Here is a 12,927-nt window from a genome sequence, read left to right as displayed (position 1 = left end):
CCCTATCAACGTATTTGCGTGAAGTTTAGTCTAGATGAGTGAGGTTGTCAAAAAAGTCTTTTTAAAACAGGTGTTTACAAACGATAACGTTTCTCAATTCATCCATTGTTCGCATTTAGAACAGCATTACCGTTGCGCGTGGGCGTAAGCAAGACTTTCTTCTGCGAAACCTAGCCCTGCTTCAGTAAAGAAGTTAAACACTTTATCAACGCCGTTCTCTAAAAGATGAGATACTTCATCTTCATAGCGCGCAATTGCAGCAACTTTGCCAGTGTAACCTGCGTTTTTGAGTTGTCGCGTAATGTTGATTGAATCTTGAATAGAAGGTAAAGCAAGAAGGACAAGCTCTACTTGCTTGATATCTAGATTATCCCATAAATCTACGTCTTCACCGTCGCCACAAATTACATTAAAGCCTTCATCTGCCATTTCTTTTACTTTTACGCGATCGGCATCCATTCCCCACACGTTAACACCGGTTAATTTGGATAGTGCATTAAAAGCACCGCGTCCAACACGTCCCATGCCTAACACTAAGAATTCTGCATTATGAAGTGTCGGATAAATATCTTCTTTTAAACGTTCTTCTTTCTCGAAACGCTTAATGGTGTGCTTATGCTTGTGATATCGAGAATGTGAATTACGATAAAGCACGCTGGTAATCACAAATGAGATGGAAACGGCCAAAGCAATAACCACTAGCCAGGTGTTTTCTAACAGCCCTAGGGAAACTGCCAGTGCACCGACAATAAGCCCAAACTCGCTGTAGTTTGAAAGCACTAAACTGCTTAAATACGCAGTTCGCCCCCGAAGGCGAAGAGAAGTAAATAAGCCAAAAAACAGTGCAGCTTTTAACGGTATAAATAAGCAGAACACAATAGCGAGCACGATCATGCTGAGATCAGGAAGGGCGGTTAGGCCGATAGTAAGGAAGAAGCCGATTAAAAATAGGTCTTTAAAACTGAGTAGTGATTTCGCTAGCTCCGAAGCCTTTTCATGTTGCGCCAACATGATTCCAAAGATGAGCGCCCCTAAATCACCCTTAATATTAACCAGTTCAAACAAATGATAGCCACCTAGAGCGAGGATAAAGCCAGTGAGTGGGAGCAATTCACCGTGCCCAGATTTATTAATCATTTTATTGATGATTGGCATTGCTGGGAATAAGGCTAACAAGGCAAGCGCCCACACTGAAGGGAGCTTTCCGGTTGCTGCAACAAGAAAGATAACAGCAAAAACATCCTGCATAACTAAAATGCCTATGGCAAGGCGGCCGTGGCGTGTTTTACTTTCGCCACTTTCTTCTAACACTTTAACTACACACACGGTACTACTGAAGCTGAGTGCAAAAGCGATAAGCGCAGCGCTTTTCCATGTAAGCCCGTCAACGAAATTGGCGGCAACCGCACCTATTGCATAAACACAACAGGTAATAACGCCCACCCATATTAAGGTATGTGAAACACTTCCCGCCCAAACTTCCCGACGACTTAAATCACGGATGTTGAGTTTCAAGCCGATGGTGAATAGCATAATGGTAATACCCAAATTGGCTATTTGTGTTAAACCTTCAGTGAGTGTGTAACCTGCAAAGTTTAATAAAAAACCTGCAACCAAATAGCCGACAAGAGGAGGAATGCCAATTAGTTTTACTGATAAGCCACATATAAATGCGAAAAGAAGAAATGCATACTCCATGAATTACCTTTCAAAATGTTGAACGTAAAATCCGTTACCCTTAACAGGTCACATTATCTATAACCCACTATTTACAGATAGTAGGTAAACACACTAATTTAATGCTTGTAGACTAGCATGTAATGACTTGTTTTCGCAGCTAAAAAAGTAACGGATAGCAATAAAAAGGTAACGCGTAACCTGTGTTTTTTTAGAGCTGGTTGTATAAATTAAAACTTTAAATCAATCATTTAGCTTTAAAGTGAATCTAGTTTTAGGTTTGAGGTGTATTGAACAGGGTTATAGGCATATTATCTAGTTTAAATATGGCCGAATTAAAGAAGGACTCTTAATGCGCTTAACTATTTTAACCATACTCATCTTGCTGGTCGCCTTTAATTTAGTAATTGGCTTACTCTGGGCACCGGTGTGGTGGTTTTTGCTTTTATCTGTCACGCTATTGATTTTTGGTCTTTACGACGCCTTCCAAACTAAACACGCCATCTTGAAAAACTTCCCACTAATAGGCAGAGTGCGCTGGACGGTAGAAGGTTTAAGACCCTACATCCAGCAATACATTATAGAAACAGACACCGGCGGTACGCCTATTTCCCGCATGTTTCGCTCTATTGTCTATCAACGAGCAAAAAATAGTAGAGAAACGGTACCTTTCGGCACCCAACTAGATACTTATAAAGATGGTTATGAATGGATTGGACACTCTCTATCCGCCAGAGAAGTAGAGGATATGGATGAGGACCCTCGCGTTTTGGTAGGAGGTCCCCATTGTAAAAAACCGTATCGCGCTAGTGTGCTTAATATCAGTGCCATGAGTTTTGGTAGTTTATCGAGAAATGCTATTTTAGCGCTTAATAAAGGTGCAGCGAAGGGTAAGTTTTACCACAACACAGGCGAGGGCGGGTTGACCCCGTATCACCTTGAAAACGGCGGCGATATTGTGTGGCAAATCGGTACGGGCTACTTTGGTTGTCGAACCAAGGATGGCGGTTTCGACCCTGATTTGTTCGAAGAAAAAGCCAATCTCGAAAATGTTAAAATGATAGAAATAAAGCTGAGTCAAGGGGCTAAGCCCGGGCACGGCGGTATTCTTCCTGCATATAAAAACACCCCAGAAATAGCTGAAATAAGAGGCGTTGAGCCTGGTACCCAAGTCGATTCTCCACCTAGACACAAAGCTTTTTCGACGCCGTTAGAAATGGTTGATTTCATTAGCCAGCTTAGAGAGTTAAGTGGTTATAAACCGGTGGGAATTAAACTCGCCCTTGGCAGAAAAAGCGAATTTATTGCTATGTGCAAAGCGATGGTAGAAAAAGGTGTTACACCGGACTTTATTACGGTTGATGGCGGCGAAGGCGGTACAGGAGCTGCGCCACTTGAATATACTAATTCTATTGGCTTTCCGCTACGTGAAGCACTCGCTTTTGTGGATGACTGCCTTACAGGTTTTGGACTGCGTGACAAAATTAAAGTAATAGCATCGGGCAAGATTATTACCGCCTTTCAGTTAGCCAAAAATCTGAGCTTGGGAGCGGATATTTGTAACAGCGCCAGGGGGATGATGCTGGCACTTGGTTGTGTACAGTCTTTATCCTGCAATACAAATAAATGCCCGACCGGTGTTGCGACTCAAGACCCTAAGTTAGCAAAAGGTTTAAACGTTGAAGATAAGTATGAACGTGTGTACCGCTTTCATAAAAAGACTATTCATGCATTGATGGATATCTTGTCGTCAACCGGCCATGTTAAAACCAGTGAACTGAATCGTACCCATATTTTTAGACGGGTTGATCAATGCAATGTTGCCCGTTATGACGAAATTTTCCCACTGGTTAAAACGGGCAGCTTTCTAACTGACGATGTACCCGACAGGTTTAAACTTCATTTAAAAGAAGCAAACGCCCAAAGTTTTATGCCCTGTAGTTTGTTAGCTGAAATAGAAAAAGAAACGAAGGACGTATCATAGTGTTTGCTTATGAGTAAGCACATGCCCGGTTTGCAGGATAAGAGTACTGTGCACGGAATTGTTTTGCTAAGCCGGTAACCTTGTTAGTTAACCAAAATGACAGCGCAACCTATAACGGGCAAGACAAAACGCGCAATACAAAACACCACTAAGCCAGCTTTTCAATTAAATAGAAATTCGAAGGCTTGGCTTAGTGGTTATTAGCAACTAGATATGGTGCCGCTACTCATTGGACTTTTCGGGTATACGCAATTGATACAAGCGATAGTCACTGGTTCTATAAGGCGCTACTTTATATTTAGGCTGAAGGTATGCAACTAAATCAATAAGTTCAGCAACCGTCAATTCGTCATTGACTACCCGCATTAATGAAACTCCATCTTCACTCGTAAAGCTGGCAGGCTGACGAGGCGTAAGCTTGTGTGAAGGGTTAATAATACTCGTTACTAACTCTGCATATGTCTTAATTCGACCGCTACTTCCACCTAGTGGAATGGGCTTTGCCACTAAATACTGAGCGTCCTCCGGCTCTTTATCCCCAGCTATTCTATGGCAGTCTTGGCACTGATATTTCTTAAATACCTGATAACCTTGCTCCATGTTACCTTCCGGTAAGCTAAAACCGCGAGGCGACTTCGGTCCCTGGTCGCACGCAAAAAGTAAAAGTGTTGCTAAAACTATTATTGTTGTTTTCATATCGTTCCCCTCACACGTTTAACGTTTGTAAAAAGCTATGTGTATAGAATTAAGTATGAACGAGTTTGCAATCTAAACATTGACCTAGCGCAATGAATATATATTTGTAAGGCTCTATTATGTGAAGTACTAAACAACAGTTGCCTCGAAAATCTTAACAAAACAAGGCTGAGGAGAGTAAAAGTGCAAAGCTATGAAACCATACTAGTACCCATTGATATATATTCTGATTACGAACTTGTAGTGGAAAAAGCGATTGCTATAGCCGGTAACAGCCATAAGATTCATTTGTTATATGTTGCTTACCCACAAACTAATGTTGAGCCTTATGGATTATTCTTAGAAAGAGACTTTTCCGAAGAGGTAAGGGAGCAGGCAAAAAGGCAGTTAAAGGATGTCGCCGCAAAACACGATATTCCTTACAGCCATATAAACGTCGAGATTGGTTCGCCAGCGGATGAAATTCATCACATGGCGGAAAAAATTAGTGCAGACCTGATTGTTGTAGGAACCCATGGCCAAAGCGGGCTAAGGTTACTACTAGGCTCCACAGCTAATGCGGTTTTACATGGCGTTAAAACCGACGTGCTAGCTGTGAAAGTATAACTTAATACTACGATTGATAGATAAAAAAGCCCTGTTTAAAGGGCTTTGATTTTTTGATCGCAACATTCTAAGACTAGACTTCTAATGGTACTTTCTAGATTTTTTATATGTGAATAATGCACAGACGTCTCACCGCCTTTATTGATGTCTTTGATCGTGAATACGGCATCATCACCGCGAGATGTAACACAAATACGAACAAAATCGTCAGACTGCGCAAGGGGAACATGAAGATATAACGGCTCGTTATTTGATTTTAAATAATCAATTGCAGCTTCTTGCGATTTAAAGGGGTCTTGTTTCTCTGGCTGGACTTTCCATGAGGAAGAAGGGACAACCAACTCCGCGAGTAATTTTCCATGCTTAGTATCAATACCACTACTCATATATAACTCCTTTATTTTGTGCGTTCTACTATTTTTTAACTAACTAGTTGTTGAGTTAGTGCCACAAACTGTAGAAAACAATTTAACCATGCACTATAAATACGCGCGTTATGGCAATTCAGATTGGTATGTTGATAAAGAGAGTAGGTGAGTGAGAATATAAATACTAAATTTGGTTACGCGTAACATTTTGTAGTTGTATCTTGTTGTTTTACTGATATTTATCTTTTTCGTTTCGCCGATAATTTTGCCATTCCACCACGTTTTACGTTGGCTTGTTTTGTATAATGACCGGGCATTTCAGGTGATTGCCAGCCCCCAGCTAGTTGAAGCTCAGGTAGAGATGCCCCATCTTCTGCAAGAGAAACCGCGCCTCCGACACGACCACTATGTGGTGTAATGTTTTCACTAATACCAGCACGATGAGCAATGCGTTGCCAAATTCTGTATACGCTCGAGTAGTTAAGTACGTTAGCCTTATGGCTTGGTATGTTTTCGTCGAAAGGTAAAAGTGCAGTTTTATGATTCGTAAGTCGCCTGAACAAAATGCCTTTGTGCAAGCCGCGTAAATCAGAAGGTAGTCTTTGAGTTTTGGACTTTGGGTCTATATTTGCTTCGTTGATATATTCTTGAACCATAGAAATGGTACTAGACGAAACGTAACGATATTGGCCCTGGCCAGTTTGATCGCTTTTAGATGAAACAACGAGCAGTGTGTTATTTCGAGCAGATATATCCTCAACACAAACTCTCACTAGCTCATCGGCGCGTAGCAAGGCATCGAACATCAAATTAATAATAGCGAGGTCGCGTAGTTCCAGCAATGAATCTGGAATTATTGCATTGTTAATCTGTTCGACCATATCGATAGTAAGAGGAACCGCTTGTTTATGTGAGAGCCTATACTTTCTATTTTCAATTAGTGACAGTCGAATAAAGTCTCTTAAGTACGCTGACCTAATAATGGGATTAGGTAACTTGGCAACGCCAAGAAATTTACTAAGTGCGGATAGGCGACGCTTTATGGTTCTATAGGCTAGGGGAGAACGACACAACTCTTCTACATAATTTTTTATGCAGATTTCATTGTGTTCAAAATCGTTTTTGAAACCATCAAAGCCGTGCTGTCTGCAAAAAATTGCAAATTCGTTATAGTCACTTATATAGGCACGCTGTGTGTTATAAGGAAGTTTGGTAAAAATGTCCTGATAGTATTGCTGGTAGTAATTTTCGAAACTCTTGTCATTAGACGTTACCTGGAGGGATGATGTTTCTTGAGTCTCAGTAGCACTACTTGAAAACTGTACCTTAGGTTCGGACTTGGTAAAATAACTATCGGCAGTATTAGCAACTACAGTTGAGTTTGAGGGATAACTTGCTTTATCAGTGCTCTTTTTAATTTTCATCGAAGAATTATTAGTAACGCCTTTAGTCATTCTGCGCCCAGATAAGTGCAAATTGTTTGGTTTTGAAGACATTAAATAACCCGATAGCCACGATATGTGTGTATTATGCTAGAACGTGAGAAATACTGTAAAGTACTGATATTTAAAATAATTCACGCATGATAACTGTAATTATCATGCGTGAATATAAGAGCCTATTTCACCGAAACGCATAACTTGCTTAACCCTAACTTTGCCGATCACTGTGTGACACTCTACCACAATACTGTATATACGAACAGTTATAACCGCAATATGTACAAGCAAGCAACACAAAAACTAAAAAACTCTGTCGCTATATTAGCTTTAACGGCGTTTGTAGGCCGATATTGTTCAATTTACCCCCATTTATCAATCGTGCGCTAGGTGAAATCTGTAAGGCAATACCCCTAATGTTGCTTCAGATTTTACGTAGCGACGCCTAAATATTGAGCGCCAAAATGCATGAATATATAGCTTGGAAATCTGTATTCCTAGTTTGTATTTCACCCGGGCAAATTATGCTTATTGAAGTGTTGGCAATAAACGATAGTAGCAACTGGTTTGATCTAGGGAGCCAGATTTTTCAATCTTTCGAAAAGGAATAGGTGATAGTTTTTATAAGTCATACTTTTGCCTTTGCGCTTAAAATTAACGTGGCAGCTAAACTAAATGCTTTATATTCGTAGTGCTAATTGGGCCTAACTTCTACGAACGTTATTTTTAGTCGCGAACATCGCCAGTCACTAATTGAAAACTTTCAAGCACCTAACACTAGCGCTATTCCTAAATAGATACGCTTTGCTTAGTTTAATTATATTATTCGAAACGACCTTCATAAGTTTCTTAATCCTTGAATAACTATATCGATGAAAACGCGAATATTTGGAAAAGCATTCCAGCGGCCCAGCATTTATTAGTTAATTAAAAACCATAGACATCTATTACCAGCGTTAGTTTTTACCCACAGAGCTCAAAACGCATAAAGCATATTAATCATATAGAAAGAGTTCTTTTAAACGAATAGATTCAAACAGCCCTAAATAATAAAGGTAAAAAAGAACGCAAATTAAATACACAGTCTCTTAAAGTTTATAAAAGGTTCGCAGTTATAGAGCTGACACATGTGAATATCGCTATGGTTATTAAGGATTAAATTCCTAGTAATAATACTTTTTAAATGCGACACAAATGAATTACACATAGAAGGTTAGTTCATTGGGACAGTGTTAAGCGTCGTTCGTTCTTATTACTTCTAATTCCATACTCTATTTAACATAATATACATTATGCGTAATTGTGTGTGTGGACATTTCGGTCGTTGATGTCGCTTAATTCGATTGGTTTGTTGGCTGTGATTACTTACAGACTTTTATGCGTGGCTGTTGTGTTGGTCCAGTGCTTAGCTTTAAGCTCGTGCGTCAACATCTCACTTACGCGAGTACTTTTAATTTTAAACTACTGAGATGTTTTGATTTGGAACGATGAATTGAGTCGTGAAATTAAATCGTGCGCTACGTGAAATCTGGTGCACTACACCTTACAAAATATAATTTCATTCACGTAGCGTTACGTTAAAATTTTTAGTGAATTAGCCTAAGAACTACGAATAATTAAACACTTAGGTTTTTTAAAAGCTAAATTGTTTTCTACTCAGGGTTTGCATATTTAGAAATGCTGAATACATAAAATGAAGACGTAATTAAAAAGCGTCAAACCAATCTCATTAAAGATTGATTGTTTTGCCGTGCTTTTCCAGGTACCTAGTTTGTTGTTTTAATAAAGGTAATACTAAACAATAGATTTAAAGAATCCCGCGTTAGCTTTCAGTTATAAGCTTAAATACTGGTTTAAGCTCAGTCTTTATAAGTTTGTTCAATTCGCTTTATATCTTCAGCATAGTTTAGTGCTAGTTTTGCGCGCTCATAACTCTGTTTAGCTAATTTGTGCGCTGCATTTTTAAAGTCATTATCTAGCTCTATGTCGCTGTTATCGAAACACGCTTTTATAGTGTTAAGAGATTTTTGAATTCGTATCGCCACTTCTATATTAGCTGCACCATCTCTAGCAATGCTTGTATAAGCGTCATCGAATAAATCATCCACACCTATTTTAGGTAAAGAAACCCGATCATACTTGATGTTGCTTTTAGTCTGATTCTGCTTGTTTTCGTTTTTACCAACTTGCTGGGAATTATGGCCATTGTTATTCTTACCACCATGCTCACTTTGCACGGGTGTGTGCCACAGTAACATTAGTCTGGTGATACTACTGATGGCATTTATCGCTGTACCATGGTCGTTAACAGATGGTGACAATGCTCGCGATGCAATCTCAGCTAGAACAATAAATCCAAACCTGGGGTCAGCTTCAAACGATCGTGCTTCGCCTATGGTAAAAGCGCCAACAATCTCATCTTTATTAATATCCTTGTTTGTATACGCCAACGGGCGCTCTGGAGTAACAAATTCACCAGGTAGTAAGGTGACATTGATAAAGCAGTCTTCGCTTTTTGCTAAGGCTTGAAGCCTTGCGATATCGATTAGCTGGATATACCCTACTTTCTCAGTGAAAATAGCGTAACTCCCCTGCTCTTTTATTTGCTCTTGGGGTACTGCGCCTAAACATGGGCTGTCTATTCTATTTTTTACCGCGCGCGCCGTGGCGGCTTCCACTTTTAAAAGCGTAGGTCCCACACGGCCTAAACGAGCAACACTATCTACCCACCGAATAAAAGTTAGAATAACTATCACAAAGGCTAAGCAGGTTAGGCAAAATAAAATGAAAAGTCCGGCTTCATTAAAAAAAGCCTGGGTCATTGCAGTAAGCGCTACGGCACTATAAATAAATGCACCAATAAAGACGGATAATGCATTTTGCGATACATCGTCAGAGATAATTAGGCTTAATGAACGAGGCGTAGATGATTGACTTGCTGATGCATAGGCGTTAACCATAGTCCCTGCTGAGAATGTGGCAATAACCATCATGCTAGATGCCATTATTGAAAGCAGTGTTTCTACAGATTCAGGTTTAATTTCAGGGATATGCTCAGCTAGTGAAGTGCCATCAGCCACTTTGGCTAGAAACACTGCAAAAATAGAAAGAAGGCAAAACCCGAGAGGTTTCACCCAAAGCTTTTCTTTTAGGCTATAAATAAGGAATCTGAGTCTATCTACAGTTATTGGGGCTTCCACGTTGCTCTCTTTTTAGTTAACTTTTCAATAATAAGTACGAAAGTTATTAGATTTCTGATTTATCTTACTTTTATAAGATGAGAGCAGTACGTAAAACTATACGTTAAAAGGGAGGCCTATTGCGCGTTTATTTCTAACGATATAGACCTGTACATTAGATAAAGCATGTAGAAAACATCTCCGGTTCAGGCGCTAAACTGGTGCCTTGACCTTAATTGAAGCGCGAGGTTTAGGCGGGGCGCTTTTTGTTCTGCTTTTATAGTTGCACCAAGGTAATACCAAGTAGTGACAGGCGAATAAAACAATAAGCATGGCTGCTAAGGTGCTCAACATCGATAGCTGCTGTAGTCCAACTAGCATAAGTCCCCAACCTATACATATCCATTGTAAGACATATAGTGCGGTAACATTTTTACCCCAAAAAGCAAATAGCGAAACCACATAGGTTGCTTTGAACCTAGCTACAAACAAATGAATTGCAAAGATAAATAGCATAACAATGCCAGTCATTAGCAAGACTACACCCGGACCACTTCGAAGGTTTGTAACGATGTGATAGTCAGGGTTACTTAAGGTAAGCGCAGCGCCCAATATTGTGCAAACAACGCCTAGCTTAAGACAGTAAGTGAAGTTTATAGCGTCGCAATCATTTTTGCGTTTCAAAAAGCGCCCGAATGCCATTCCTGCAATGGGATAAGCAGCCCATGGAAAAATAGGAAATATAGCCCCTACTTCTTCGTTCCCAACAAATAGTTTCAGCAACTCATCAAAAATAGTTAGTGACGTGTATTTATCCCAAACACTATGCGATAAAAAAGCAATAGCGGTAGCCGCGCCTAACCAAATGTAGATTTTATTGGTCGCATGTTTCAACGCGGAACATATTAATAGAGAAATACCAGCGAACTGGAATACATCCCCTATTAGCAGTTCACTTAAAGGCGTGTGAGGTGCAACATCCTGATAAGTTACAAGCCCTAACTCAATCGATAGCCACATGGGTATTGTTCCGCGAACAAGGTTGAGTAGGTAGCCAAGTACGAATAGCGACAGTGCGCGTTTAATTTCCTCGTGGGGTGTGGACGACGTGGAGAACCCTACAAAAACTCCCATAATAAAAACAAACATTGATGCTGCAGGCCAACCTATAGCGAATTTGATTGCAATTCCAGTTGTGCTGAACCTGACCTCGTCCAAACCGTAAAAATCGAGTACATGAATCATTATCATAAGTAACACTGCCACACCTTTTGCTACGTCAAAAGTCAGTTGCCTATTAACGCTGGGCGTGGCTGAGTTATGGGGTAAATAGAATAGTTTCATGCGTTTCGCTTTTTATAATTAGTGGTCAGTAAAGGTTTTGCCTGTCAGTTCACTCTTTTTTAATAAGTTCATACCTAACCAAAGAAGCAGGCAGGAACAACTCAAAAAAATGAAAGACACAGAAAAAAGGCTTTTATAGTTAGTATTAAAATATTGCATTATGCTATGGCTGTGGCCAAACACATCAACCACAGTTAAAAATGCAAGAATGATCCCGCTCAGTAGCACCATGCCACTTATTGTTCTAAGCCCATTTTGCGAGAAAAATGCGGCGACTACCGAAAGGCCGTAAACTAAGAAGAAAGCAGCTTCAACCATCAGTGCCCTGTTATCCAAACTGGCAGCTAATGTTCTCTCAAGTAGGAATGCAGTCGCGGTAGCTGGAATAATGCCCGCACAACCTCCTAAAGTAAGCGCGGAGATATTACGTTTAAACCGTTGTGAGATACTGCGATTATTTTGAAATTTATTAAGCCACAGCATGTTGCCAACAATTATCAGACCGCATACGGCAAGGCCCAGAATGAAAAAAACAACTCTGACATCAAGGCCTGCAAAGTGACCAAAATGTAGCGCATAAAGAAAGCGGGTTCCGTCGGCAAAAGCATTTCTTTCAATGGGGTTTAGTTCTGCAGAAAATGCATTTTCACGTACGCGGTAAGTCATATCTATTCGCTGGGAAAAGTTTGTTTCATGTTGACCTATGATGCGAATTAACGCGTTTTCGTCACCATAATTTGTCAGCCGTAGCGAGTGAGCTTTTGCATTTTGCTCTTCTTCCCACGATGCGACCAGTGCGTCTAGGTCTGGCATTTCTCTTTCGATGCCAGCGTACGACTCTGTTATTCTGGGGAACCCTGAGTCATTAATCAGCGCAGTTCTATCGCCATCGTAGACAAATAAAAGCGTGACGATTTGCGAAATCAAGCCCAGATTAAACATTAAGCCGGTAAGCGCATACATAAACGTATAAGGTAAGCTCATCACCCCTACTACATTGTGCATATCTGTAAGATGATTACGCAGTGTAGCTTTTGAGCCTCTATAGTAAAAAAAGTGTGTTATTAGCTTTTTAAACTGAACAATTAGGCCGGTAAAAATGACAACTGTGAAAAATAAGGTAATTATTCCAACAATGTGGTCGCCTAATGGCAAATTTAAATCAATATGTAAACCATAAAGAAAATCAGCTAAGTGGAAACTGTCAATAGAAGCTACGGTTTCTCCATTTATCGGGTCTACATACAGCGAAGTTAGCGCACTATGAGCGGTGCCATCTTTTTTCTCAGGAAGATAAAGCTCATACAGTGGCAGCGTGTCAGTTGGCAGTACCACGAACATTCTTTCTTGCGTGTCCACATCATAATCAGAGAGAGCCGTATCTACTATTTCACTTAACGATAAAGCGTTTGACTCTGAGCGGGCTTCTGTATGGGGTAAAACCGACCAGGCCTTTAATTCTGGATAGAACAAAGTAAGAGAACCAGCCCAAAACACGATAAACAGAGGAATTGAAATGAAGAGCCCTATCCATCCGTGACCTTCTAATGCAGAACGAATTGCACTGGCTTTCATGCGACAACTCCTATCTTAATAAGTACATTTAGTACAAGCGAAACTAATAAAACGCATAA

9 protein-coding genes are annotated in these 12,927 nt (G+C 40.2%); 2 read left to right on the top strand and 7 right to left on the bottom strand.

Going from position 1 to position 12,927, the window contains the following annotated elements:
* Positions 1-126: 126 nt before the first annotated feature.
* A complete protein-coding gene (locus ACYTPF_RS15995; protein WP_461852910.1) occupies positions 127-1,698 on the bottom strand; it encodes a cation:proton antiporter domain-containing protein in 1,572 nt (523 codons plus the stop codon).
* Positions 1,699-2,029: 331 nt separating this feature from the next.
* On the opposite strand from ACYTPF_RS15995, the gene ACYTPF_RS15990 reads away from it, so the two are divergent.
* Positions 2,030-3,661 carry an FMN-binding glutamate synthase family protein gene (locus tag ACYTPF_RS15990; protein ID WP_461852909.1) on the top strand — a complete coding sequence of 544 codons (1,632 nt, stop codon included), beginning with the start codon at positions 2,030-2,032 and terminating at the stop codon, positions 3,659-3,661.
* A 222-nt stretch (positions 3,662-3,883) separates the two neighbouring features.
* Here ACYTPF_RS15990 and ACYTPF_RS15985 read toward each other — a convergent pair whose 3' ends face one another.
* Positions 3,884-4,357 carry a c-type cytochrome gene (locus tag ACYTPF_RS15985; protein ID WP_461852908.1) on the bottom strand — a complete coding sequence of 158 codons (474 nt, stop codon included), beginning with the start codon at positions 4,355-4,357 and terminating at the stop codon, positions 3,884-3,886.
* 183 nt (positions 4,358-4,540) lie between these two features.
* On the opposite strand from ACYTPF_RS15985, the gene ACYTPF_RS15980 reads away from it, so the two are divergent.
* On the top strand, positions 4,541-4,963 hold the full coding sequence (locus ACYTPF_RS15980; RefSeq protein WP_461852907.1) for a universal stress protein: 423 nt from the start codon (positions 4,541-4,543) through the stop codon (positions 4,961-4,963).
* A gap of 35 nt (positions 4,964-4,998) precedes the next feature.
* Here the strand turns inward: ACYTPF_RS15980 and ACYTPF_RS15975 are convergent, their stop codons facing one another.
* The 5 genes from ACYTPF_RS15975 to ACYTPF_RS15955 form a co-directional block, all read right to left on the bottom strand.
* On the bottom strand, positions 4,999-5,349 hold the full coding sequence (locus ACYTPF_RS15975) for a hypothetical protein (RefSeq protein ID WP_179983494.1): 351 nt from the start codon (positions 5,347-5,349) through the stop codon (positions 4,999-5,001).
* Positions 5,350-5,570: 221 nt separating this feature from the next.
* Positions 5,571-6,827, bottom strand: coding sequence for a tyrosine-type recombinase/integrase (locus ACYTPF_RS15970; protein ID WP_232091171.1), 1,257 nt, complete (start codon positions 6,825-6,827; stop codon positions 5,571-5,573).
* Positions 6,828-8,629: 1,802 nt separating this feature from the next.
* On the bottom strand, positions 8,630-9,970 hold the full coding sequence (locus ACYTPF_RS15965) for a DUF2254 domain-containing protein (RefSeq protein ID WP_461852906.1): 1,341 nt from the start codon (positions 9,968-9,970) through the stop codon (positions 8,630-8,632).
* A gap of 192 nt (positions 9,971-10,162) precedes the next feature.
* Positions 10,163-11,293 carry a heparan-alpha-glucosaminide N-acetyltransferase domain-containing protein gene (locus ACYTPF_RS15960; protein WP_461852905.1) on the bottom strand — a complete coding sequence of 377 codons (1,131 nt, stop codon included), beginning with the start codon at positions 11,291-11,293 and terminating at the stop codon, positions 10,163-10,165.
* A gap of 18 nt (positions 11,294-11,311) precedes the next feature.
* Positions 11,312-12,868, bottom strand: a complete 1,557-nt coding sequence (locus ACYTPF_RS15955; RefSeq protein ID WP_461852904.1) for a PepSY-associated TM helix domain-containing protein — start codon at positions 12,866-12,868, stop codon at positions 11,312-11,314.
* Positions 12,869-12,927 lie beyond the last annotated feature (59 nt).

This window comes from Alteromonas sp. HB246098 (genome assembly GCF_054890645.1).
Note: the sequence above shows the minus strand (reverse complement) of the source record. Positions and strands in the feature narration are given on the sequence as shown.